This window comes from Halomonas sp. (assembly GCF_033549285.1).
Classification (GTDB): Bacteria; Pseudomonadota; Gammaproteobacteria; order Pseudomonadales; family Halomonadaceae; genus Halomonas.
Window position 1 is genome coordinate 35,392 of sequence record NZ_JAWSUJ010000009.1, and the last position, 23,054, is coordinate 58,445.

Genomic DNA, 23,054 nt, shown 5'->3' on the forward strand with positions numbered 1-23,054 from the left:
TGGCAAAGTAGAGAAAAACCCTTAATTAACAGACAGATGCATATTTTTCTTTGCTCGTTGATCGAGCGCTCTGCTAATACCAAAGTCTATAAAAGGTATTTGCTGCGCCATGTGGCGAGGTATATGTTGCATTGGCAAGCTTCAACGGACATGGCGTGAGTTGATCTCTCGGTTTGCTTTTCCGGAATCCCGCAGCCGATGGTCCGTCAGCTGGTAATCACAACAACACTCGCTCAGGAGAAACAATGATGAAACGCCTACTCTTTGGTGCCGCGATATTCGCTGCCTGTTCCTCTACAGCCATGGCTGATACTACCATCGGTGTGTCCTTGGCCTATTTCGATGACGTTTGGCTTACTTCTCTTCGTCAGTCGATGCAAGAAGAAGCTGATTCTCGAGACATCAATATCCAATTTCTGGATGCCCAGGGTGACATCGGTCGCCAGCTCAGTAATGTTCAGAGCCTGGCTGCGAAGGATGTCGATGCCATCGTCACCTTTGCAGTGGATTCCGCTGCCACTGGCATGATGACGAAGGCGGCAGTGGAAAACGATATCCCATTGGTCTATGTCAACAAGGAGCCTGTGGGAAATGATCTCGAACAGGATAATGTGGTCTTCGTTGGCGCTAACGATGTCCGAGCAGGCCGATTGCAGATGGAGAGGCTGGCCGAGCTTATGGATGGGAAAGGTAATGTCGCCATCATGGTCGGTGAGCTGACGTCAAGCTCGGCTCTCGATCGCGTCGAGGGTGTCAAGGAGGTCGTCGCCGACTACCCCGATATCGAGATCGTTGCCGAGCAGTCTGCCAATTTCTTTCGAACTGAAGCCATCGACCTGATGACCAACTGGATCGCCGGTGGCAAGCAGATCGATGCGGTCGCTGCCAACAACGATGAAATGGCACTCGGAGCGCTCGTTGCCATGCGTCAATATGGTGTATCCCCTGATGAAGTGTTTGTCGGGGGCATCGACGGAACCCCTGCTGCTCTCGATTCTGTACAGCGTGGCGAACTGGCGGTAACCGTCTTTCAGGACGCCAAGGGTCAGGCTGTTGCGTCCCTTGATGCAGCCATGGGACTGATCAATGGCGACCCAGTGGACAAGCGCACCATGGTCCCTTTTAAGCTGGTGACTCCCGAGAATCTCGACGACTTCCTCGCCGAATAATGACGGTACGGCCCACACCAAGGTGTGGGTCGTCCCGCGCGCTTGTGGAGTGAAATCTCATGGCGACAATGACTGCTGAAAATTCGACCTCTAGTACGACAAGTGATTACTTGCTAGAAGTCTTCGAGGCTCGCAAGACTTTTCCGGGTGTGGTTGCTCTGGATAATGTCCAGCTCAAGATACGGCCGGGCACCGTCCATGCCCTGATGGGAGAGAACGGCGCGGGTAAGTCTACCCTGATGAAGATCATCGCTGGCGTATACATTCCCGACCAGGGCGAGGTGCGCCTGCATGGCAAGCCACTGACCCTGCATGGTCCGCTGGATGCCTTAGAGGCCGGCATCGCCATGATCCATCAGGAGCTCAACCTGATGCCGTTCATGACTATCGCCGAGAACATCTGGATCCGACGTGAACCGCTAAATGCCATCGGTCTGGTCGATCACCACAAGATGTACGAGATGACCGAGGCGCTATTCGAGCGCTTGGGCATCGACATGGATCCGCAAACTGAGGTACGCCATCTTAGCGTGGCCGGCCGTCAGATGATCGAGATCGCCAAGGCGGTTTCCTATGAATCTGACGTACTCATCATGGATGAGCCCACTTCGTCACTGGCCGATCGTGAGGTGGCACATCTGTTCAGGATCATCAGTGATTTGCGGAGCCAGGGCAAAGGGATCATCTATATTACCCACAAGATGGACGAGGTGTTCGAGATCGCTGACGACATCTCGGTATTCCGTGACGGCCAGTTCGTTCACGCCGCGCCTGCCAGCGAACTGACTTCCGACCGGATTATCCAGCTGATGGTGGGGCGCCAAGTTACTCAGATGTTTCCCAAGGAAGAAGTTCCCATCGGCGACGTGGTGCTGTCGGTCAAGGACCTTGCCTTGGAAGGTGTCTTCGAGAATGTCAGTTTCGACCTGCGGGCTGGTGAGATCCTCGGCATCGCTGGACTGGTGGGCTCAGGTCGCACCAATGTCGCCGAGACCCTGTTCGGTGTGACCCCGGCCAGCGGCGGTAGTATTGCTATCAATGGTCAGGAGACCGTGGTCTCCTCGCCGCATCAGGCGATGCTGCGTGGCCTGGCCCTACTCACCGAGGATCGCAAGGAGACCGGGCTCTTCCTGGGCCTCTCGGTAATCGAGAACATGGAAATGGCCGTACTGCGCGATGGTTACACCAAGGGCCCCTTCGTCGAGCAGGGGCGCTTAGATCACGAGTGCGACGCCATGAAGGAGCTGATGCGGGTCAAAACACCGAGTCTCGATGAGCGCATCAGTAATCTCTCTGGTGGGAACCAGCAGAAGGTACTGATCGGGCGCTGGCTGATGACCAATCCCCGTATCTTGATTCTCGACGAGCCGACCCGTGGCATCGATGTAGGCGCCAAGGCCGAGATCCACAAGATGATCAGCAAATTTGCCGGCCAAGGCATGGCGGTAATCATGATCTCTTCGGAACTTCCCGAGGTGCTGGGCATGAGCGATCGTATCATGGTCATGCACGAAGGCAGGGTCACTGGCCTTCTGGACCGCGGCGAAGCCAACCAGGTTAACATCATGTCTCTCGCCTCCTCGCCGGTGGCACCACCGGTCACCGAGCACTGAATTCCAGATAGCGACAACAAAACAGGTGAACCAACATGGCTAATGCCTCTACGAAAGAAAAGCCGAATACCGGCCAACATCTCGAAGCCCCTCGGAAACGCAAGCGGAAGATACCGACGGAAGTCAGCATCTTCCTGGTCCTCGTTGGTATTGCTGTCCTCTTCGAGGTTCTCGGCTGGGCCGTGCGTGGCGATTCCTTCCTGATGAATCAGCAGCGACTGCTGATCATGATCTTGCAGGTGTCGATCATCGGCATCATTGCCATCGGGGTGACGCAGGTCATCATCACCGCCGGTATCGACCTGTCCTCCGGCTCGGTGCTCGCTCTGACGGCCATGGTCACCGCCAGTCTGGCCCAGCAATCCGAGTACCTGCGCGCCGTCTATCCGGCGCTGACCGACCTGCCCTGGATCATACCGCTGCTGGCGGGCCTCTTGGTCGGGGCCCTGGCCGGTCTGGTGAATGGTGCCTTGATTGCCTTCGCCATGATTCCGCCCTTCATCGCCACCCTGGGCATGATGGTCAGCGCCCGTGGCCTCGCACGTGCCTACACCGACGGTCAGCCGGTGAGCATGCTCACTGAGCAGTTTACCTGGATTGGCTCCGGCGCTAACCCGGTGATCATATTCCTGGGCGTCGCGGTGATCTTCCATATCGCCCTGAAGTACACCCGTTACGGTAAGTACACCTATGCCATCGGCGCCAACCCCCAGGCGGCACGAGTATCCGGCATCAACGTGCGCCGTCACCTGGTGATGGTGTATGCCATTGCGGGTACGCTGGCCGGGCTGGCCGGGGTGGTGGCTGCTGCCCGCGCAGGGACCGGGCAGGCAGGTATGGGTATTATGTATGAACTTGACGCTATTGCCGCGGCGGTCATTGGTGGCACTAGCCTGGCCGGCGGCGTTGGCCGCATCGCTGGTACAGTGATCGGGGCGCTGATCCTCGGCGTGATGCTCAGTGGCTTCACCTTCCTCGGCGTTGATGCCTATTACCAGGATATCGTCAAGGGTGCGATCATCGTCGCCGCCGTGGTGGTTGATCAATACCGTCAGCGCAAGCGTAATAAGACAGCCTGACATCCTCCCCCGCCCACGCTGCCGGCGTAAAGCCGTGCCAGCGTGGGCACCTCCATTACTACTATCTTCCCGCCACCGTGACGGCGCTTCTGCGCCGGTCACTTGGGAAAGTGCGGGCGATTATTAAGCGAGCCCTGGAGGTGATGCAAACCACAGACCGAGAAGTGCAACACAGCAACAGCAATGCATACAACATAATCAGGAGTAAGTAAGTGAGAGCAAAAACATCAATAACAATCTGTATGGGGTCATTAGCCCTTTTTTCTGGCATGCCGGCATTCGCTGAGCTGGTTGTCGAGGGTGAAGCGGGGAAGCTTGCGTTCGGCGGTGATGTGGAACTAGATATCAACGCGCAGAACACCCAAGACGGCCCGATATTCTTTGCTGACGATATCGAAAGCAACGATGAATACAATCAGAGTGGACGCATTCTGCTCGACGTGAGTGGCGAACGGGCCAGTGATACCGGAAATTATGCCCGATTCAAGGCACAACCTCTGATCAAGACCAATGGAGACCCCGGTATCGATGATGCCTGGTTTGCCTTCGGAACGCCTGCCGGTCAGGAAGTCAAGGTTGGTCGTTATGAGGCCTTCGATCTGTTCCCCTTGGGGCAGGACACGGTCTACAGCTATAGCGGAAGTACGTCAGACGGCCTCTATACTGATGGGCAGGGCTATGTGTATCAGGCCAAGGAGGGGAGAGGTCGCGCCGATAGTGCGGGGCAGGTGATGTTTAGCCAGCGCAGCGGCGACTTCTACGCTGAACTCTCTACGCTGTTCGGCGACCGCACCGACTTCTTCCATGGTGCCGGCAATGGCGGCACCTACCATGGATTCGACATCGATCCGGATGCCAAGAACTCCTTCATCGTGCGACCTGTGCTTGCCTGGTCGCCGGGTCCCTGGACGCTGGCCGCCGGCATGGAGACCAACCTGGTGGACAATGCTCTTGTCGATGAGCGCGGTAAAGATATCAGTGACCGCACAGGCTACGGCACGCGCCTGACCTACGCCGAGGGTGACTGGTCAGTGAATGGTAACCTGGCTTACCTGGATGCCCTCGAGGAAGACAACTTGACACTGGGCCTCAATACGGTGTGGAAGAATATTGGAGTGGGGTATATCCACGCCCGCAACGAGATTGATGAAGTCAAGCCTGGTACGAATGGAGACTTTGATCTCAGTGTCCCGGGCGAGTATACTGTCGATACGCTCTATACTTCCTACCGGTTTCCCAATGTGATGAGTATCGATAACTTCGCTATTTATCTCGGCGCCTACTATAGCAGGGTCGATCATAAGGAAATCGACAATATCGATGATGCCGACCGCTACGGTGGTCGACTGCGTTTCAAGTATTTCTTCTAGGAAGTTGAGTTGCTAGCGCTGTTCCTTTTTGCCCCGTTCCGACGGGGCTTTTTTGCCAAGTCCTTGCAGGCTAACCTGCTAGGTCAACATTCTAGCTTGCACGAACCCTAAGGTATTGCCTATTACCTCGGCAAGAAAGATCTCGCTATCGCTAGGGTTTCTCCGTAGTCGTGGATAAGGCAGAACGGCCGGGCATTTGAGCCTACAGATCAACGATTCGGATGCTGGCCATATCTAGTGCCTCCCTCATGTCGCTATCCCCTATATGGCAAAATCCTTTGGCGCCCAAAAAGCGACATTGCTGAAAGTGGCAAGGCTTGAGATTTATCATTTGTTTGCCTTTGGGGATAGGCCAGCATTAGAAATATTCGAAAATATCTAAAGACCTCTGTGCAATCAATATAACTATGCCTTCAGGTGAACGTAATCATGTCTGACGAAAAACATTACACCCCAGTCCGTTGGGGTATTCTGGGTGCCGCGCGCATCGCCAAAGAACATGTCATTCCTGCCATGCATGCCAGCCAATATGGCTATCCAAAAGCCATTGCGGCGAGGGATCAAGATCGGGCGTTAAAGACTGCCAAGGATTTTGACATTCCTTTCGTCTATGACTCTTACGATGCTTTGCTCTCTGATTCCAACATCGACGCCGTCTATATTCCGTTACCCAATCACCTGCACGTTGAATATGCACTGAAGGCAGCAGAGAAGGGCAAGCATGTGCTTTGCGAGAAGCCAATCGCCCTTACGGCGGCACAGGCAGAGAAACTACAGGATGCCGCCCTGCACGTTCATATTGCCGAAGCCTTCATGCCGCGCCATCAACCTCGCTGGCATTATGCTCGCGATCTGGCAATGCGTGGAGCATTGGGAGAGGTGCGAATACTGCAGGCCTGCCTGACCTTCTATATGAATAACCCCACGGATTTTCGCCGCCACCCGGAGTATGGGGGAGGTGCTCTGTATGATGTCGGCTGCTATGCCGTGATGGCGTCACGGTACTTCTTCGCCGCCGAGCCCCAACGCGTCATGGCGCTGATGCAAGGCGATGGAACAGAGGGAGTCGACAACCTGACCAGCGTGATACTCGACTTCGGCTGCGGGCGCCATGCCCTCTTCAGCGTGAGCACTGTGCTCGCTGCCGCACAGCACCTTCATCTCATCGGCAGCCAAGGCAGCGTCGACCTCCCCCTGCCTTTCATCGCCCCCAATGACAGGCCGACCACCCTGGCCTTCGATGACGCCAGTGATCTCTACGCGTGCCATCCACGCGAGATTATTTTCGAGACGATCGACCAATATCTGTGCGAGATCGACCACTTTTCTCGCGTCGTTCGCGGGGAAGAGGTGCCGGGCTTCGGTATTGCAGACGCGGTGGCCAACATGCGGGTGGTCGATGCCCTCTTTGTTTCGGCGCGTTCCGGGACATGGCAAGCCTGTCAACCGCAATCAGCCGGGTGAGGAAGGCTGCCCTTCAGGAGACTCGGTATGCTCCCTGACTACTCAGTGTTGGCCTGGGGGCTGATCATCGCGTCGACCTTTCTGACTGGCGTCTCCAAAGGCGGGTTCGCCGGCGGGTTCGGCTCAATTTCCGTCCCCTTGATGGCGCTTGCAATCGGTCCCATGGAGGCCGCTGGCCTGCTACTACCGCTGCTACTGGTCATGGACATATTCGCCGTGAAGGCATGGCGTGGGCAGCATGACCGGCAGGAACTTCGACGGCTGGTGCCAGGACTAGTCCTGGGGGTCGCGATAGGTACGGGGCTGGTAGGTATTCTCGAGGAAGACCATGTCCGGTTACTGCTGGGGGGTGTGTCGTTACTGTTCGTCGCCTACATGCTCGTCAAGCCGGTGGCGTCCAAACCGATTCGCACCTTCTGGGCCTGGCCCGCTGGCATCGGTGTTGGGATCACGAGTTTCTTGGCGCATGCCGGGGCACCCCCCTTGAATCTCTACCTCGTACCGCGACGGCTGCCCAAGTCGAGCTACCTGGCGACCGCCACCATGGCGTTTGCGGCGGTCAACGTGCTGAAGCTGCCGCCATACTTGTGGCTAGGGGAAATTAACCTGATCAGTACATGGGCATCACTGATCCTGGTACCCGTCGCGTGGCTGGGCGTGCGCAGCGGGTTGTGGCTCCAGTCTCGGTTGGATGAACAATTCTTCTATCGTCTGGTGATTTTGGCCATGGCGATCGTGGGCGTTCAGCTGATAATTAAGGCTATATGATATGTCTCGGCGAGTCTCCTCGGCAGTAGCTATCCTTGCTTTCATTTACCGACACCCTTTGGCAACGCCGGCGGGCCCTTGATCCGATTGTTGTTGGTGCAATGAGTGTACCGATTAGTTTATTAGAGGTGGGTAGTGAGCGAGTGCTGGGTGAGTAGTGCGCTTGACTCCCGGTGCTCGTGTCGTAAGCTCACTGATGCATGCGCCGCCCATGGCGGCCCGGTGGTCTCGACCGGCACCAACCGAGGCACCCCGGCACCCAGGCGTTCCAAGGGTGCGCCGCTAAGCGGTACGCCACCTCCCAAGGCCTCGCGCATCCCGAGACGAGGCCGCCTGCCCGGGCTGGATGCTTAACCTCTTCCTCGGCACTCACGTGCCATCACCCACCAGGGGATTCACATTCCCGGTGGGGAAGGTGTGTCCCTTGTGTGCATTCCCACAGGAGATCCACCATGAAATCCTACGATATGTCGTCTCTGGCGCGTGACCACGGCTTTGTGGGCAAGGTCCGCATCAGTGAGCGGGTCATGGACGACTGTATGTATGTCGCAGAGCTCGTGGTCTCGGAGTATGGGGTCACTCCCATCGAACGATTCCAGCTACTGCTGCAGAGCGTGGCCAGCCAGTTGTCCGGGTACCCGGCAGGGACCCAGGCGGTGCGGCTGACTCACCATCGTATCCCGCCCAGCGGGAACCCTCACCAGCCTCTGGCTCTCGAGCTCGAGGCCCTCGTGGTGCAGAACGACCGTCAGCATGGTGACTACCTGCTGGTGGCTCGCCACGACGAGCTGAATCACGCGCCGCTCTTCGCCGCGTAACCCTTCCTCACTATCCACCCCGACCGGGACATCGCTCCCGGAGGGGGCGGTCTCGGTCATGTCCGGAGGTTCTGGTCATGACACACGCCTCAGCAGCTGCCCTCCCGGCAGATTCTCGCTACTCCCCATCCAGCGCGCCTCAGCTGTTCGTGCGCGACAGCGACGGCAACTACCTGGCGGCCCCTGATGACCGCGTCATCGATGCGGCGCGGCAGGTGGTGGAGCGCTCCGTTTCCAAGGGCATGAAGCTCAATACACCCAATCGGGTACGTGAGTTTCTGTGGCTCAAGCTGGCCGGCTACGACCACGAGGTGTTCGGTGCCATCTTCCTGGACACCCAGCACCGCGTGATCGAGTTCAGCGAGCTGTTCCACGGCACCCTCGACTCCGCTTCGGTCTATCCGCGGGAGGTGGTGAAGGCGGCGCTGCACCACAACGCCGGTGCGGTGATCTTCACCCACAACCACCCCAGCGGGGAGCCCGATCCGAGCGATGCGGACCGACGCATCACCCAGCGCCTTAAGGAAGCACTGGGTCTGATCGAAGTTCGCGTGCTCGACCACATCGTGGTGGGTGGCTCTGACTCGGTCTCCTTCGCGGAGCGGGGCTACCTCTGATCCTTCGGGCTCCTGCCCGAGGCTTCACGGACGGGCGCCGGCGCTGCCGGCCCCGTCCGCTCTTCTCGCATCCTGTCGAATAGGAGTCTGGTGATGATCAAGATCCCCGGGCGGCTCACCGTCCGCACCATTCATGGGCGCAACGGCCCCTTCAACGTGGGCCGGCTGGCGGCCTCGATCGGCGAGTTCGTCATCAAGGACCCTCAGCTGGACCAGTTCAGCGAAGGGGTGTTTGAGGGCGAGTTTCTGCTGATTCAGATCCGTCCAGCGAGCTACTTCGCCGGTGGCCGGCTGGTCGTGGAGGTCCGTGCCAAGGTTGGCGATATGCTGCTGACCGAGGACGGCATGCTGGTGACCCAGCATGGCCCACGCTTCGACTCCGCGGAGATGGATCCCCTGGAGGAGGAGGCCGCACCTGTGCCTCCCGAGCCACCACCCCCATCCACGCCTGAGCCGGGCGAACCGATGGCACCGCCGCCTCAGTGTGAAGCCGGCGAGGTGCCTAGGCCGCAAGCACCTGATACCCACGCAGCTGGCCAGGAGGCCAACCCCGACGCCGAGCTCTTCGGCCTGCTCTGGCCCCTGGGGCCGAGCGTCAAGCTCGATCCCACCGTGGATCGGGCGCTGTTCCGCCGTCAGGTGAGTCGATTGAAGGAACTGGGTTACCGATTCCAGGCACCGACGCAGACCTGGCAAGCCGCTGCCTGAGGCAGCCACTCCCCACCGGGGCATCTCGATGCCCTGGGCTCGGGATGTCCCCATCGATCTTCGCTAACCGATGGAGACCATCATGCCCGAGCTCTACACCCTCGATGAGTGCCTGGACCTGTACGCCGATGCGTTCTGCATTGGCCGGCAGCGCGAGTGCCTGTTCCTCTCCCTGTGGGGGCGGGACACGGCGCTCCAGGAGCTGCTGGCCAGGCTGACGCTGCCAACGGCAGACAACGGCCTGGATACCTTGCATCTGTGCCAGGGCGACACTCGCCACGCCATGGTCTTTGGCGACATGGACCGCTACTCCCGGCGCTCCGCCCGGGTGCGCCAGACTCGCTTCGGCACCCTGGTGCACGTGTGGCTCTTCGATCAGCGCTGCATCACGCCGGATCGCGCCAACCTGCACAGCATCGCGCTGCTCGACGACGAGGAGGGCACCTGCCCGGTGAATGACCAGCTGTGGCCTCGCGTGCGCGAGCTCTGCCCGCTGCCACTGCTGGATCACTGGCAGGCGCCGGTGATGACGCTGCTGCATGCCCAGCATGCGGTGCTTCCGGCCCAGTTCTCACAGGGGCCGATCCAGGCCTGGGAGATCTCCCTCGACGAGAACGACCTGGCCTTGCGCCTCAGCGGCATGATCCGCGCCGGCGTGCTCACCCCCGAGCCCTGAGCTCTCGTTCCACCGCGGTGCGGCCGTTCTGGCCGCGCCTACCAAACCCAACCGACAGGAGGTGTCGCATGGCACTGATGTTTCAGCGCATTGCGCGCAACTTCGCCAGGAATGGCTACTTCCCCACGGACGAGGCGTCGCTCGAGCGGGTGCTTCAGGCGCTCAGCCCGGCCAGCGCCGGCCGGATGCGGGTGCTCGACCCCTGTGCGGGGGAGGGCGCTGCCATCGCCGAGCTTGCGCACCACTTAGGGCGCGAGCGCGTTCAGGCCTGCGGCGTGGAGTATCACGTCGAGCGGGCCGTCTCGATGACTGGCCTGGTGGATAGGGGCCTGCAAGGCGACCTGATGGACACGGTGATCTCACCGCGCAGCATGGGCTGTCTGTGGCTCAATCCGCCCTACGGCGATCTTCTGGCCGACCACGCCGGCTACGAGCTCTATCAGGGCAAGGGGCGCAGGCGCCTGGAGAAGCTGTTCTACCAGCGCACCATCGGCACCCTGCAGTATGGGGGCGTGATGGTGTTGATCGTCCCCGACTATGCCCTGGACAAGGAGCTGACCGGCTGGCTGGTCAACCACTTCACCGAGCTGCGGGTCTTCCGCGCCGCCGTGGATGACTTCCAGCAAGTCATGATCCTGGGGCGTCGGGTGCGACGCCGTGAGGCGGAGCGCAGCCAGGAGGCCAAGGCCATGCGCGCCCAGCTGCTGCGCGTGGGGAACAAGGAGGTCACGCCCGAGGTGATCCCGGAGGTGTGGCCCTTTGCGCCCTACGTGGTGCCGGCGGCTCAGGGTGAGCTGCGTCACTTCTACCGCGTATCGCTCGATGCCGAGCAGCTGGCCGATGAGGTCGTGCGGCTGCAGGGGCTCTGGCCCGAGGTGAGCAGCGTGTTCGGGAAGACCGGTCTGGCGCCGCGTCCCCCGGTGCGCCGGCTCTCCTCCTGGCATCTGGCCCTGTCGCTGGCGGCCGGGGCGATCTCCGGCGTGGTCACTGCGCCCAGCGGGCGCTGCCTGGTGGTCAAGGGCAACACCCACAAGGATAAGGTCGCCAAGACCGAGTTCACCGAGGGGGAGGATGGCTCCATCACCGAGACCCGCGTGCTCACCGACCGCTTTGTGCCGGTGATCCGCGCCTGGGAGATGACGCCAGACTCGCCTCGTTGTGGGCAGCTTCTGACCATTACCTCGACGCCGGCGGCCAGAGATGGCGAACCGGAGGCGGGTAGCACGGCGGAAGATGCCGGGCCAGACGATGCCCCTGCACCGCTCAACCAGGTCGCCGAGCGTGCCGCGAGGCCGGATCCACGCCGCTTCGATGTAGGGCGCGTGGTGATGACTCGGACCGTCAACGAGCTAGTGGAGCGAGGCGAGGTCTCGCCCATGGCGCTACTCCGACGACACGTCACCGGCGACTGGGGTGACCTGCCCGAGGAGGACCGCCAGAGCAACGAGCAGGCCCTGATCCACGGTGACAGGCTGCTCTCGTCCTACCGGGTCGGTGAGTTGCTCACCGTCTGGATCATCACCGAGGCAGATCGCAGCGTCACCACGCTGCTACTGCCAGAGGACTACTGATCGGCGCCCCGGGCGCCATTCCCCACGGCGGGCCTTTCCAACCCGCCAGGGGAGGGGAGTGTCCGCCGTTTTCTTGTGAAAAGGAGACGGACATGAACGACATCACTCAACTGCCGGCGCCGGCCGGCATGGCGCAGTCTGGCGAGGCCTTCGGGCCTCAGGTGGACCTCAACGCCTTCGTGGAGGAGTTTGGTGATGGCCTGCTGGCCTCGCTTAACCGCTCCCATCCCCCGGTCTATGACGGCGAGGCCAACCCTTGTCGCCAGGCCGTCATGGCGGCCCTCAAGCGGGCGCCTTTCCCTGAGCAGGCTGAGGTGGTCCAGGCCATCTCGGCGCTGCTGCTCGATCGGCACGAGCCGGCGGGCATCATCAACGCCGAGATGGGCACCGGCAAGACCATGATGGCCATCGCCACCGCGGCAGTCTGTCACGGCGAGGGCTATCGGCGCTTCCTGGTGATTGCGCCGCCCCACCTGGTCTACAAGTGGCGGCGGGAGATCCTGGAGACCGTCGATCAGGCCAGGGTCTGGGTGCTGAACGGCCCGGACACTCTGGTCAAACTGCTCAAGCTCCGTGAGGCCCTGGGCCAGCCGTCCGATGGACGGCCGGAGTTCTTCATCCTGGGGCGTGTGCGTATGCGCATGGGCTTCCACTGGCGTCCCGCCGCGGCGCGCAAGCGCGTGCCGGGCGGCGAGCTGGCGGCCTGCCCCCAGTGCGGTGGCACGGTGGTCGACTGCGACAACGAGGTGGTATCGCTGTCACAGTTTCTCCGTGAGGAGCGGCGCCACAAGTGCCGGCACTGTTACAGCCCTCTCTGGACGCTAATGAGGCCACAGCGGGCGACGGGCAACCTGCAGCGCGACCTGGTGCTCAAGGCGCTGCGCAAGCTGCCCACCATCGGCAAGGTCTCCTCGGAGCGCCTGGTGCAGCAGTTTGGCGAGGAATTCATAGCCACGCTGCTGGGCGACAACATCCACGAGTTCATCAACCTCATGGATGAGAACGGGGAGCTGGTGTTCTCCGACCGGCAGGCGGCCCGCATGGAGCGGGCCATGGCCACGATGGAGTTCGGCTTCGGTGAAGGCGGCTATCAGCCGACCGAGTTCATCAAGCGGCAGCTGCCGGATCACACCTTCGATCTGTTGATCGTGGACGAAGGGCATGAGTACAAGAACGCCGGGTCGGCCCAGGGCCAGGCCATGGGCGTGCTGGCGGCCAAGGCGCGCAAGTCGCTGCTGCTGACCGGCACCCTGATGGGCGGCTATGCCGACGATCTGTTCCACCTGCTGTTCCGCATCCTCACGCCGAAGATGCTCGAGGACGGATATCGCCCCAACGGGCGCGGATCGATGGGACCTGCGGCCATGTCGTTCCTGCGCGACCACGGGGTGCTGAAGGACATCTACACCGAGCGCGATGGCGAGTCGCACAAGACAGCGCGAGGCAAGAAGCTGTCGGTGCGCACCGTCAAGGCCCCGGGCTTCGGCCCCAAGGGGATTATGCGCTACGTGCTGCCCTTCACCGTCTTCCTCAAGCTCAAGGACATCGGTGGCAATGTACTGCCGCCCTACGATGAAGACTTCATCGAGGTGCCGATGGACGACGAGCAGGCCTTTGCCTACCGGCGGCTCGAGGGTCAACTGACCGCCGAGCTCAGACAGGCGCTGGCACGCAAGGACACCACCCTGCTGGGCGTGGTGCTCAATGCGCTGCTGGCCTGGCCGGACTGCTGCTTCCAACCGGAGACGGTCAAGCATCCGCGTTCGGGCAGCCTGCTGGCGTTCGTGAAGAGCCTATACGGCGAGCAGCAGCCGATGCCCAAGGAGCGGGAACTGGTGGAGATCTGCCGGCGAGAGAAGGCGGAGGGTCGCAAGGTGCTGGTCTACACGACCTACACCGGCAAGCGTGATACCAGCAGCCGACTCAAGGCGATGCTCGCTCAGGCGGGCTTCAAGGTCGCGGTGCTGCGCTCCAGCGTGGAGACCCAGCGCCGTGAGGACTGGATTGCCGATCAGGTCGACCGCGGTGTCGACGTACTGATCACCAATCCGGACCTGGTGAAGACCGGGCTCGACCTGCTGGACTTCCCCACCATCGTCTTCATGCAGACGGGCTGGAACGTCTACACCCTGCAGCAGGCCGCCCGCCGCTCCTGGCGGATCGGTCAGCGGCAGCCGGTGAAGGTGCTCTACCTCGGCTATGCTGGGTCGTCACAGATCGCCTGCCTGTCGCTGATGGCCAAGAAGATCGCCGTTGCCCAGAGCACGTCGGGAGACGTGCCCGAGTCGGGCCTGGATGCCCTCAATACGGACGGAGACTCCGTGGAGATGGCCCTGGCCAGGCAGTTGGTCAGTTGATGCTCACCTTACTCAGCCCCTCTCCGGAGGGGCTTTTTGTTACCTGTGAAGACGGTGCGTAGACTTTAGTTGTAATCCAGAGTCTATGTCTGGTGAGGATAAAGATTACGTCATTTTAAATATCCCTGAAATACTATATGGGTATAATAAATGCAACTGGTTATCATTATATGTATATCAGTTGCATGATTTGGGCACGGATCGCCCGGTCGAAACCTCTCTCATCGCAGTTAACGTTTCTACTGGCTCCCGAGGGGAGTCAAGTATGTGATGCATGGAAAGCATCACCTGGAGCGAGAATTGTTGAACCTACGTTTTCTGCGCGGCCGGCGTCGTAGCCTGCCAGATATCCCCAATGACTCGTGTGCTCCTGGCTGGGAAGTGCCTCGTACTGGTGCTGAATTGTTGGCGGCGCCTTATCGGCAGCAGTTGCTCAAGGCCATTCAGGAAGGTACCTCGCTGACAGATTTGGTGTTCGAGGCCTACGTCAAGGAGCCTCTGAAACGATATGCAGAGCATGTCCAGCTGCTGCCAGCCTCGGAATCTCACCACCATAGCTACCCCGGTGGCATGCTGGACCACGGCCTCGAGACCTGTGTGTTTGGCCTCAGGCTCAGACGACAGCACCTGCTTCCTCCGAAGGAGACACCCGAAAAGCAGTCCTCTGCCGGAGAGCTGTGGAGCGTGGCGGTCATCTATGCCTGCCTGCTGCACGATATCGCCAAGGTCATCGTCGACGTCGATATATACCTGAGATCTGGCCGCAGGTGGTGCCTGTGGGAGGGCATCATTCCCGACCAGTATCGCGTTCGCTATATCAAGGGGCGAGACTACTTCCTTCACGCTGCGGCCAACCCCCTCTTGTGCAAGGAGGTGATTGGCAATCCCGGGCTCGAGTGGTTGAGAAGCCAGCCGGAGCTGTTTGGCCTGGTGATTTACGCGATCAGTGGCCACACGGAGCGCTCCGGGGTTGTCGGTGAGATTGTCAGTCAGGCTGACAGGGCCAGCGTGGCCAAGTCGCTGGGTGGAAAGGTCTCCAATATCGACAAGGCACCCCGGGAATCCCTACAGAGCAAGCTCAAAGGTGCTATTCGCCACATCGTGACAGAAAAGATCCGCCTGAATGAAAAAGGCGCTCAGGGGTTTGTCACTCCCGAGGCGCTCTGGCTGGTGACGCCGCTGGTACCACGGGAGATCAAGAGCTATCTGCTTTCCCATGGCATCGAGGGCGTGCCATCCAATGAGTCTCGCCTCTATGACGAAATGCAGTCCCATGGCCTGATTATAGAGAATCCAGAGGGGCGTTCGGTCTGGAAGTGTAGGGTCGAGATGGGGGAATGGCGGACCGATCTTTCCATGCTCAAGGTTCATAAGTCGCTCGTTTGGAGCGGTGATGAGGAGCCTGAGGTTTTCTCGGGGAGTGTCGAGGCCATTGACGTTGGTGAGATTGGTGAAGGTAGTCAGCAAGCTAGGCAACATCGTAAAGATCAGGAGAAAGGTGAAAAGCCTGCAACTGCAGAAACTTCGGAAAGCCAGGATGACCTGGAATCCTCCATTCTTGATATCGCCACAGGCGGTAATGAGAAAGCAGCGCCAGGTATGGAGCGGCAGCCAAGTCGTAATCCTGATGAGGGTGCCGAGAAACTTGCGGAACAGGCATCGCCCGGGCATTCATCATCAGGGGAAGAGTTTCTCGCCTGGCTGCGAGGCGGGTTGAAAACTCACAAGGTATTGATGAACGACTCCAAGGCCCTGGTGCATGCCGTGGATGGAATGCTGATGCTGGTCAGCCCCAAGGTGTTCAAGCGCTATTGTCAGGAGGTGAGCGGAGAAGAGAAAGGCTGGAAAGAAGTTCAGGATTCATTCCAGAAGCTGAAGCTGCACAAGAAAAACAAGGATGGCGGAAGTTTTCACAAGGTAAAGGTGGTCGGCCCAAATAAGAAGTCGAGCACGCTTTCTGGGTATCTTGTGGGTAAAGATGACCTGATGGAGGAGGGTAAGGAGGTGTTTGATAACCCCTTTATTGACCTGATTGATGGGAAGCCTGAAGAATGAAATCATTTACCTTTGACGACTTGCTGCAATCCTATTTTTCCGAGCGCTGGTTAACCGAAAGAAGCCGTATTTCCTATAGCGTTCCGGTGAAACTATTCCGCAGGTTCGTGGGCCAGGATAAGCTGCCAGTGGAAGTGACTCGTGATGATGTCAGGGAGTGGAGGGAGTTCTGCTTCTCGGAGGAGGGTAGAAACCTCGCTCACTCAAGCTGGAATAACTACTGCCGGCATAACCGGATACTCTTCAAGCATGCGATTGATCATGCCTTGATCGATACCTCCTTCAACCCTTTTGCCAAGATGGAGGTCACCTCTCCCAGGAAGCGAAAGAAGACACTGAGCAAGCGGCAGGTCGAAATGGCGCGTGAAGCCATCAGCCTATATAAAAAGATGGAGCTCTACCGAAAAAAACCTTCGATACTCCACCCTGTTTGGTTCTGGGAGGTCGTGTTCGAGACGTTTTACCATACGGGTATCCGTCTGACTCAGCTGTTGCTGATGAAGCCAGAGGATATCAACCTTAAAAGTCGCGTGCTCACCGCTACCTGGCAGGGGGCCAAGAACAACCGCGAACACTTTGTCCCCATCTCCAATGCTCTCTACCCGCACCTGGAAAACTTGATGAATTCGGCCAAGATGGTGGGTATCCAGCGTGGCGAGCAGCTCTTCAATGTGAACCGATTCAGCGTTCGGCACCGAATGGAGACGATGGACTCCTGGCAGGTGGAGAGCTTCTATCAGAAGCTCTCCCAGATTTGCGGCTACCAGATGAGTCCGCACCGATTCCGCCATACCTTGGGCACTGAGCTGATGAAAGAGCCGGACCGCAACCTGCACATCGTCAAGGCGCTGCTCGGCCACAGCAACATCAGCACGACGCTGGAGTACGTCGAGGTCGATATCGGCAGCCTGCGCAGTGCCATTGAGGGGCGCCTCTAAACTCGGGCGCCATTAGGCAAACCCGGTCACGACCCAGGCGGTGCCGGACTGATGAGTCAGCCCGGCACCGCTTTTTGCTTCCATCGAGAGCCCTTCCGCGCCTGCCTGCCTTTGACGATCGTCTGAATTAGCCCGCCCTGATTCAGGTTGACACTTGCAGCCTCATCCTCTTCAATAGCTACTCGATGATGCCGTGTGATGCTGGTGGTAATTCCTGATTCTCAGGCTGTCTCTATACGCATTTCACGAAGCCTTACGCCAGGCGTAATGCACTGATTTTTAACGGTTTTTGGTGGTGTGACTTGTAATCAGTAGGTCGCGGGTTCGACTCCTGCTGCCGGCACCATCAAGCACCGGGAAGTCCCTGGCCCATCGCCAGGAAAACCAAGAGTCGCAGCATAGAAGAGGCCACCCGTCGAGGTGGCTTTTTTCGTTGCCCTTGAAACCCCCGAGGGCGTCACCATATGGCATCGTGCGGCTCCTTCACTGGGGTCGCCCGCGGCTGTCCTGCCGTCGGAACGTGTTCGAACTGAGACTGATCACGGATTCACAGGAGGTGATTGGATGTCAGTGCAGACATCGTCCTACCGCACGCTGGAACAGGCTGACCTCAACGCCGTCGTCGATTCCCCCGACCCCCAGAGCCGCGTGAAGAGCGCGCCGCGCCCGGGCCAGGATCCCTATCCCACCCGGCTGGCCGAGCCGCTGGACATGCCGTGGCTCAGCCGCCACGAGGGGGTGGTCAAGGGGCGTGCCGAGGAAGGGCCACTGAGCCAGGCGCAGCTCGATGCGTTCGAGCGCCAGGGGTTCCTCTTCGAGCCCGGTTTCATCACTGGCGACGAGCTCGCCGAGCTGCGCCGGGAACTCGAGGCCCTGCTCGACAACGGCGACTTCCGCGGCCGAGACTTCAGCATCACCGAGCCCCAGGGCAACGAGATCCGCTCGCTGTTCGCCGTGCACTTCCTCTCGCGGCGCCTCTCCCGCCTGGCCCATGACGAGCGCCTGATGGGCCGTGCCCGGCAGATCCTCGGCGGGGAGGCCTATGTGCACCAGTCGCGCATCAACTACAAGCCGGGCTTCGAGGGCAAGGGCTTCAGCTGGCACTCCGACTTTGAGACCTGGCACGCCGAGGATGGCATGCCGGCGATGCATGCGGTGAGCGCCTCCATCGTGCTCACCGACAACCACCACTTCAACGGCCCGCTGATGCTGGTGCCGGGCTCCCACCGGGTCTTCGTGCCCTGCCTCGGCGAGACCCCGGACGACAATCACCGGCAGTCGCTCAAGCAGCAGGAGGTCGGGGTGCCGGGACGCGAGGCGCTGCGCGCGCTGATCGACCGGCATGGCATCGAGGCGCCGACCGGCGCGGCGGGCGGCCTGCTGCTGTTCGACTGCAACGTGCTGCACGGCTCCAATGCCAACATGTCACCGGACCCGCGCAGCAACGCCTTCTTCGTCTACAACCGCCTCGACAACCGCTGCGTGGCCCCCTTCGGGGCGAACCGCCGGCGCCCGCGCTTCCTGGCCCACGAGCCGGGCGAACGCTGGTCGCCCGAGGCGCCATCGTGAGCGGCGGGCCATGCCGGTACGCTGGACCCACGGTGTCGCTGGGGTAGACTGAAGGGCTTGTCGCCTGACCGCGGCGGCGACCACCAGAAGGAGAAGAACCGCCATGCGTTTCGTGCCCCGTTTCACCGATGGCCAGCCATTTCCCGAGCCGCTGGGCAAGATCGTCTGCGTCGGCCGCAACTACGCCGACCATGCCCGGGAACTGGACAACCCGGTGCCCAGCGAGCCCCTGCTGTTCATCAAGCCGGCGACGGCCGCCGTCCCGCTGGAGCAGCCGGTCGACGCCCCCTTCACGCGGGGCGAGGTGCACTACGAGACGGAGCTGGCGCTGCTGATCGGTGAGGAGCTCTCCCACGTCACCGCCGACGAGGCCGAGCGCGGCATCGTCGGTATCGGGCTGGCCCTGGACCTGACCCTGCGCGACGTCCAGTCGCGACTCAAGGAGAAGGGGCACCCCTGGGAGATCGCCAAGGCCTTCGACGGCGCCTGCCCGCTCTCGTCCTTCCTGCCGCTCTCTCAGGTGCCCAACTGGAGCGGCCTCGCCTTCACTCTGGAGGTGAACGGCGAGCCGCGCCAGCACGGCGAGGGGGCGGACATGCTCTTCCCGGTGGCGACCCTGGTGGCGGAGATGAGCCGCCACTTCACCCTGCAGCCCGGCGACGTGGTGCTCACCGGCACCCCGGCCGGGGTGGGGCCGCTGGAGCGCGGCGCAACGCTGCACTTCACCCTCACCGGCGGGCTGGAGGTTACCACCCGCGTGGTGGAGTAGACGGCACCATGCCTGCCCCGAACGACGACGCCCCGCAGCTCGCGCTGCGGGGCGTCGTCGCATTCGGAGCGAACTGAGCTCACTCCAGGTAGGTGTAGCCCTCCAGGCCATCCGAGAGGTCGTCGAGGAAGGCCTGCTGCTCGGCCCGTTCCAGGCCGCTGCGCGCGAGCTGCTCGGCCAGCCGCTCGCGCAGGGCGGCGACGTCGAAGTTGACGTAGCCGAGCACGTCGGCGACCCGGTCCCCCTGCTGGATCTGGCTGATCGACCAGCGGCCGTTGCCGTCCAGGGCGGCATCCGCCGAGTCGGTGTCGCCGAACAGGTTGTGCAGGTCGCCGAGGATCTCCTGGTAGGCCCCCACCATGAAGAAGCCCAGCAGCTTCTCGTCGCCCTCCTGCCATTCCGGCAGCGGCAGGGTGGTCTCCACGCCCTGGCCATCCACGTAGCCGTCGATGCGCCCGTCCGAGTCGCAGGTGATGTCCTGGATCACCCCGCGGCGCACCGGCTCGTGGTCCAGGCCGGTCAGCGGCAGCACCGGGAAGATCTGCTGGATGCCCCAGACGTCGGGCACCGACTGGAACAGCGAGAAGTTGACGAACAGCTTGTCGGCGAGCTTCTCGGCCAGCTCGTCGTCGATCTCGCGGTGGGCGCGGTTGCGGGTATCGAGGCGCGCACGCAGCCGGGCGCAGGCGGCGAAGTAGACGCCCTCGCCCTCGGCCCGGGCGGTGATGTCGGTGAGGCCCATCACGAAGCGCTCGTGGAGCTCGCCCATGGCCTGCACCAGGTCGTGCCAGGCCTCCACCAGGCCGCGCGGTTCGGCCTGGTCGTGCAGCAGGTCGTGGACGCGCCACAGCTCGTCCACCTGGGGGTCGCCCTCGACCCGGCGGGGGGGCGCCTCGTCGCCGATGCGCTCCTCGCCGATCACGTTGGTGATCAGCACCGCGTGGTGGGCGGTGAGCGCCCGGCCCGACTCGCTGATCAGATGGGGCTGGGGCAGCTCGAACTCCTGGCAGGCCAGGCGGAAGGCGTACACCACGTTGCGGGCGTACTCCAGCATGGAGTAGTTGGCGGAGCAGAAGCTGCGCGAGCGGGTGCCCTCGTAGTCGACACCGAGGCCGCCGCCCACGTCCACGGTGTCCACCGGTGCGCCCAGCGCCACCAGGCTCTGGTAGAAGCGCGCGCACTCGCGCAGGCCACGCTGGATGTCGCGGATGTTGGCAATCTGCGAGCCGAGGTGGAAGTGCACCAGCTGCAGGCTGGCCAGGGCATCCGCCTCGCGCAGCTGCTCCACCACCGCCAGCACCTGGCTGGCGGTGAGGCCGAACTTGGACTTCTCGCCGCCGGTGTTCTGCCAGCGGCCGCGCCCCACGGTGGCCAGGCGGGCGCGCAGGCCGATGCGCGGCGTGACGCCGATGCGCTCGGCCTCCTCGAGGATCAGCGGCAGCTCGGAGAGCTTCTCCACCACCAGATAGACCCGGTGGCCTAGTTTCTCGCCCATCAGCGCCAGGCGCACGTACTCGCGGTCCTTGTAGCCGTTGCAGACGATCAGCGAGGGGCCGTCGCCGGAGAGCGCCAGCACGGCGAGCAGCTCCGGCTTGCTGCCGGCCTCGAGCCCCACCCGGCCATGGCCGCGCTCCTGGGTGCCGAGGATCTCCTCCACCACCCGGCGCTGCTGGTTGACCTTGATCGGGTAGACCGCGGTGTAGCCGCCGCCGAACTCCTCCTCCTGCATGGCGGTATCGAAGGCCGCGCAGAGCTGCTCCACGCGGTCGTGGAGGATGTCGGTGAAGCGCACCAGCACCGGCAGGCGCAGCCCTGCCTGGCGCAGCTCGGTCACCAGGTCGTCCAGCGGCAGCGCCGGGCCCTCGGCCTCGCTGCCCAGCGGGCGCACCAGGGCATGGCCGGAGTCGTCGACGTCGAAGTAGCCGCTGCCCCACTGGTCGATGTTCCAGGTGCGCCGCGCGCGCTGTGCCGGGCCGGCGGCACTGCTCTTGGACAGGCTCATTCGCTCACCTCGGGCAGCGGCAGGGCGCCATGGTCCAGGCGCGCCGTGAGGATGGTACGGAACTGGTCGGGGTCGTGTGGCGTGAGGTCGTGGGCCGGCGGGTCCACGTAGACCACCAGCAGCCGCGACAGCCAGTAGCGCAGGGCGGTCAGGCGCAGCATCATCGGCCAGGCGTCGCGCTCGGCGGCGCTCAGCGGCCGGCGCGCCAGGTAGGCGGCGAGGATGGCATCGTGGCGCGCGGCATCCAGGCAGCCGTCGGGGCCGGTGGCCCAGTCGTTGATGACGATGGCCAGGTCGAACAGCAGGTCACCGGTGCAGCCGTTGTAGAAGTCGATCAGCCCGCCCAGGCGGTCGCCGTCGAAGAGGGTGTTGTCGCGGAACAGGTCGCCGTGCAGCGCGCCCTGGGGCAGTGCCGGGGCGTCACCGAAGAACCCCTGGTAGATCTCCACCTCGTCCTTCATCAGTGCCTGGTCCTGCGGCGAGAGGTAGACCAGCACCTTGTGGTGCATGGGCAGCAGCCAGTGCAGGTCCCTCGGGTTGGGGCGGTGGCCCGGGAAGTGGCGGGAGACCACGTGCATGCGCCCGAGGGTGTCGCCGAGCTCGCGGCACTGCGCCAGGTTCGGGTCCTTCGGGTGCCGGCCGGGCAGCTTGGGGAACAGCAGGGCGGGCTTGCCGGCCAGGGTGTGCAGGGCGACGCCGTCGCGGTCGTGCAGGGGGCCTGGCACCGGCAGGCGGTGCTCGTCCAGGTAGTCGAGCAGCTCGACGAAGAAGGGCAGCTCCTCGTGCTCGCCCTGCTCGAAGAGGGTCAGCACCAGCTCGCGCCGGTCGGTGGTGACGAAGAAGGTGGTGTTCTCGGTGCCGGCGGGCACGCCTTCGAGGGAGACGAGCGAGCCGGCATCGAAGCGGCTGAGGAACTCGGCGACCTGAGGTTCGGTAAGCGGTGTGAATACAGCCATGTGTCTCTCGCCCGGGGAATGCCAAGCCGCCTATTGTAGCGACTTGGCACACCGATGCACGCGCCCCGGTCGCGGCGGCTGCCCTGCCGGGGTCGGGAGTCGGAAGCGGGATGGCAGCGGGGTCAGAAGGTCTTCAGCACCCACTGGGGAACGGCGATGCGGTCGCCCTCCTGGCGCTCGAAGTCACCGTCGCCGTCGTGGTCGACGAGGTAGTAGGAGGGGCCGGAGGAGGGGCGGATCTCGATGGCATAGAGCTCGCCGTTGACGCGGTACTCGCGGATGGTGCGCTCCTCCTCCTGGCGCACGGTGATGTCCGGCTCGAGGTCGGCGGAGGACTGCGCCAGGGCACTGCCGCCACAGGCCAGGGCGAGGGCCAGCAGCAGGGCGGTGATCGAGCGTCTCGGGAACTTCATCATGATGACCTCCAGGGCCGCACGGGGCGGGGAAGCAGGGATACCCCCAGTGTAGGGGTTAGCGGCCGCCCGGCCTACCACCCGCGGCAAAAGGCGGCGGCAATGCGTATCATGGATGATCAGGATCACCTCACGCCACGCT

19 protein-coding genes and 1 pseudogene are annotated in these 23,054 nt (G+C 62.0%); 17 read left to right on the forward strand and 3 right to left on the reverse strand.

Going from position 1 to position 23,054, the window contains the following annotated elements; translation table 11 throughout:
* Nucleotides 1-248 precede the first annotated feature (248 nt).
* From SCI24_RS03605 to SCI24_RS03685, 17 genes and pseudogenes are all read left to right on the forward strand, one after another.
* On the forward strand, nucleotides 249-1,169 hold the full coding sequence (locus tag SCI24_RS03605) for a substrate-binding domain-containing protein (RefSeq protein ID WP_318724052.1): 921 nt from the start codon (nucleotides 249-251) through the stop codon (nucleotides 1,167-1,169).
* A 59-nt stretch (nucleotides 1,170-1,228) separates the two neighbouring features.
* Nucleotides 1,229-2,782 (forward strand): sugar ABC transporter ATP-binding protein, encoded by a 1,554-nt coding sequence (locus SCI24_RS03610; RefSeq protein WP_318724054.1) that lies wholly within the window; start codon nucleotides 1,229-1,231, stop codon nucleotides 2,780-2,782.
* Between the two features lie 35 nt (nucleotides 2,783-2,817).
* Nucleotides 2,818-3,861 carry an ABC transporter permease gene (locus SCI24_RS03615; protein ID WP_318724055.1) on the forward strand — a complete coding sequence of 348 codons (1,044 nt, stop codon included), beginning with the start codon at nucleotides 2,818-2,820 and terminating at the stop codon, nucleotides 3,859-3,861.
* Between the two features lie 212 nt (nucleotides 3,862-4,073).
* Nucleotides 4,074-5,231, forward strand: coding sequence for a carbohydrate porin (locus tag SCI24_RS03620; RefSeq protein WP_318724056.1), 1,158 nt, complete (start codon nucleotides 4,074-4,076; stop codon nucleotides 5,229-5,231).
* A gap of 429 nt (nucleotides 5,232-5,660) precedes the next feature.
* Nucleotides 5,661-6,695, forward strand: coding sequence for a Gfo/Idh/MocA family oxidoreductase (locus SCI24_RS03625; protein WP_318724057.1), 1,035 nt, complete (start codon nucleotides 5,661-5,663; stop codon nucleotides 6,693-6,695).
* Nucleotides 6,696-6,722: 27 nt separating this feature from the next.
* Nucleotides 6,723-7,463 carry a sulfite exporter TauE/SafE family protein gene (locus SCI24_RS03630; RefSeq protein WP_318724058.1) on the forward strand — a complete coding sequence of 247 codons (741 nt, stop codon included), beginning with the start codon at nucleotides 6,723-6,725 and terminating at the stop codon, nucleotides 7,461-7,463.
* A gap of 452 nt (nucleotides 7,464-7,915) precedes the next feature.
* The gene (locus tag SCI24_RS03635) at nucleotides 7,916-8,281 is read left to right on the forward strand and encodes a hypothetical protein (RefSeq protein ID WP_318724059.1); all 366 of its coding nucleotides are present in this window, start codon (nucleotides 7,916-7,918) and stop codon (nucleotides 8,279-8,281) included.
* Between the two features lie 77 nt (nucleotides 8,282-8,358).
* Nucleotides 8,359-8,898 carry a RadC family protein gene (gene radC / locus SCI24_RS03640; protein ID WP_318724060.1) on the forward strand — a complete coding sequence of 180 codons (540 nt, stop codon included), beginning with the start codon at nucleotides 8,359-8,361 and terminating at the stop codon, nucleotides 8,896-8,898.
* A 93-nt stretch (nucleotides 8,899-8,991) separates the two neighbouring features.
* Nucleotides 8,992-9,606, forward strand: coding sequence for a DUF3275 family protein (locus SCI24_RS03645; protein WP_318724061.1), 615 nt, complete (start codon nucleotides 8,992-8,994; stop codon nucleotides 9,604-9,606).
* 82 nt (nucleotides 9,607-9,688) lie between these two features.
* Nucleotides 9,689-10,282 carry a hypothetical protein gene (locus SCI24_RS03650; protein ID WP_318724062.1) on the forward strand — a complete coding sequence of 198 codons (594 nt, stop codon included), beginning with the start codon at nucleotides 9,689-9,691 and terminating at the stop codon, nucleotides 10,280-10,282.
* A 17-nt stretch (nucleotides 10,283-10,299) separates the two neighbouring features.
* A pseudogene (locus SCI24_RS03655) lies at nucleotides 10,300-11,460 on the forward strand (DUF6094 domain-containing protein); the annotation flags it as partial.
* A gap of 150 nt (nucleotides 11,461-11,610) precedes the next feature.
* Nucleotides 11,611-11,853, forward strand: coding sequence for a plasmid related protein (locus tag SCI24_RS03660; protein ID WP_318724077.1), 243 nt, complete (start codon nucleotides 11,611-11,613; stop codon nucleotides 11,851-11,853).
* Between the two features lie 128 nt (nucleotides 11,854-11,981).
* Nucleotides 11,982-14,210, forward strand: coding sequence for a DEAD/DEAH box helicase (locus SCI24_RS03665; RefSeq protein ID WP_318724078.1), 2,229 nt, complete (start codon nucleotides 11,982-11,984; stop codon nucleotides 14,208-14,210).
* 270 nt (nucleotides 14,211-14,480) lie between these two features.
* Nucleotides 14,481-16,265: a MobH family relaxase gene (mobH, locus tag SCI24_RS03670; RefSeq protein ID WP_318724079.1), complete on the forward strand. Its 1,785-nt coding sequence runs from the start codon at nucleotides 14,481-14,483 to the stop codon at nucleotides 16,263-16,265.
* Nucleotides 16,262-17,203 (forward strand): tyrosine-type recombinase/integrase, encoded by a 942-nt coding sequence (locus SCI24_RS03675; protein WP_089686966.1) that lies wholly within the window; start codon nucleotides 16,262-16,264, stop codon nucleotides 17,201-17,203. The genes mobH and SCI24_RS03675 overlap by 4 nt, the downstream gene beginning before the upstream one ends.
* A gap of 564 nt (nucleotides 17,204-17,767) precedes the next feature.
* Complete coding sequence (gene thpD / locus SCI24_RS03680; protein WP_318724063.1) at nucleotides 17,768-18,772, forward strand: ectoine hydroxylase; 1,005 nt, start codon at nucleotides 17,768-17,770, stop codon at nucleotides 18,770-18,772.
* A gap of 103 nt (nucleotides 18,773-18,875) precedes the next feature.
* Nucleotides 18,876-19,541, forward strand: a complete 666-nt coding sequence (locus SCI24_RS03685) for a fumarylacetoacetate hydrolase family protein (RefSeq protein ID WP_318724064.1) — start codon at nucleotides 18,876-18,878, stop codon at nucleotides 19,539-19,541.
* A gap of 79 nt (nucleotides 19,542-19,620) precedes the next feature.
* On the opposite strand, the gene speA is transcribed toward SCI24_RS03685, so the two are convergent.
* From speA to SCI24_RS03700, 3 genes are all read right to left on the reverse strand, one after another.
* Nucleotides 19,621-21,543 carry a biosynthetic arginine decarboxylase gene (speA, locus tag SCI24_RS03690; RefSeq protein WP_318724065.1) on the reverse strand — a complete coding sequence of 641 codons (1,923 nt, stop codon included), beginning with the start codon at nucleotides 21,541-21,543 and terminating at the stop codon, nucleotides 19,621-19,623.
* Nucleotides 21,540-22,499 carry a homoserine kinase gene (locus SCI24_RS03695; RefSeq protein WP_318724066.1) on the reverse strand — a complete coding sequence of 320 codons (960 nt, stop codon included), beginning with the start codon at nucleotides 22,497-22,499 and terminating at the stop codon, nucleotides 21,540-21,542. Before SCI24_RS03695 ends, speA begins: the two co-directional genes overlap by 4 nt.
* A 122-nt stretch (nucleotides 22,500-22,621) precedes the next feature.
* The gene (locus SCI24_RS03700) at nucleotides 22,622-22,915 is read right to left on the reverse strand and encodes a DUF2782 domain-containing protein (protein WP_318724067.1); all 294 of its coding nucleotides are present in this window, start codon (nucleotides 22,913-22,915) and stop codon (nucleotides 22,622-22,624) included.
* Nucleotides 22,916-23,054: the final 139 nt, after the last annotated feature.

Excerpts from the sequence above, each read along its gene's own strand:
- SCI24_RS03605 (WP_318724052.1), top strand. The coding sequence starts at position 249 with ATGAAACGCCTACTCTTTGGTGCCGCGATATTCGCTGCCTGTTCCTCT.
- SCI24_RS03610 (WP_318724054.1), top strand. The coding sequence starts at position 1,229 with ATGGCGACAATGACTGCTGAAAATTCGACCTCTAGTACGACAAGTGAT.
- SCI24_RS03615 (WP_318724055.1), top strand. The coding sequence starts at position 2,818 with ATGGCTAATGCCTCTACGAAAGAAAAGCCGAATACCGGCCAACATCTC.
- SCI24_RS03625 (WP_318724057.1), top strand. The coding sequence starts at position 5,661 with ATGTCTGACGAAAAACATTACACCCCAGTCCGTTGGGGTATTCTGGGT.
- SCI24_RS03630 (WP_318724058.1), top strand. The coding sequence starts at position 6,723 with ATGCTCCCTGACTACTCAGTGTTGGCCTGGGGGCTGATCATCGCGTCG.
- SCI24_RS03635 (WP_318724059.1), top strand. The coding sequence starts at position 7,916 with ATGAAATCCTACGATATGTCGTCTCTGGCGCGTGACCACGGCTTTGTG.
- radC (WP_318724060.1), top strand. The coding sequence starts at position 8,359 with ATGACACACGCCTCAGCAGCTGCCCTCCCGGCAGATTCTCGCTACTCC.
- SCI24_RS03645 (WP_318724061.1), top strand. The coding sequence starts at position 8,992 with ATGATCAAGATCCCCGGGCGGCTCACCGTCCGCACCATTCATGGGCGC.
- SCI24_RS03650 (WP_318724062.1), top strand. The coding sequence starts at position 9,689 with ATGCCCGAGCTCTACACCCTCGATGAGTGCCTGGACCTGTACGCCGAT.
- SCI24_RS03660 (WP_318724077.1), top strand. The coding sequence starts at position 11,611 with ATGACTCGGACCGTCAACGAGCTAGTGGAGCGAGGCGAGGTCTCGCCC.
- SCI24_RS03665 (WP_318724078.1), top strand. The coding sequence starts at position 11,982 with ATGGCGCAGTCTGGCGAGGCCTTCGGGCCTCAGGTGGACCTCAACGCC.
- mobH (WP_318724079.1), top strand. The coding sequence starts at position 14,481 with ATGCATGGAAAGCATCACCTGGAGCGAGAATTGTTGAACCTACGTTTT.
- SCI24_RS03675 (WP_089686966.1), top strand. The coding sequence starts at position 16,262 with ATGAAATCATTTACCTTTGACGACTTGCTGCAATCCTATTTTTCCGAG.
- thpD (WP_318724063.1), top strand. The coding sequence starts at position 17,768 with ATGTCAGTGCAGACATCGTCCTACCGCACGCTGGAACAGGCTGACCTC.
- SCI24_RS03685 (WP_318724064.1), top strand. The coding sequence starts at position 18,876 with ATGCGTTTCGTGCCCCGTTTCACCGATGGCCAGCCATTTCCCGAGCCG.
- speA (WP_318724065.1), bottom strand. The coding sequence starts at position 21,543 with ATGAGCCTGTCCAAGAGCAGTGCCGCCGGCCCGGCACAGCGCGCGCGG.
- SCI24_RS03695 (WP_318724066.1), bottom strand. The coding sequence starts at position 22,499 with ATGGCTGTATTCACACCGCTTACCGAACCTCAGGTCGCCGAGTTCCTC.
- SCI24_RS03700 (WP_318724067.1), bottom strand. The coding sequence starts at position 22,915 with ATGATGAAGTTCCCGAGACGCTCGATCACCGCCCTGCTGCTGGCCCTC.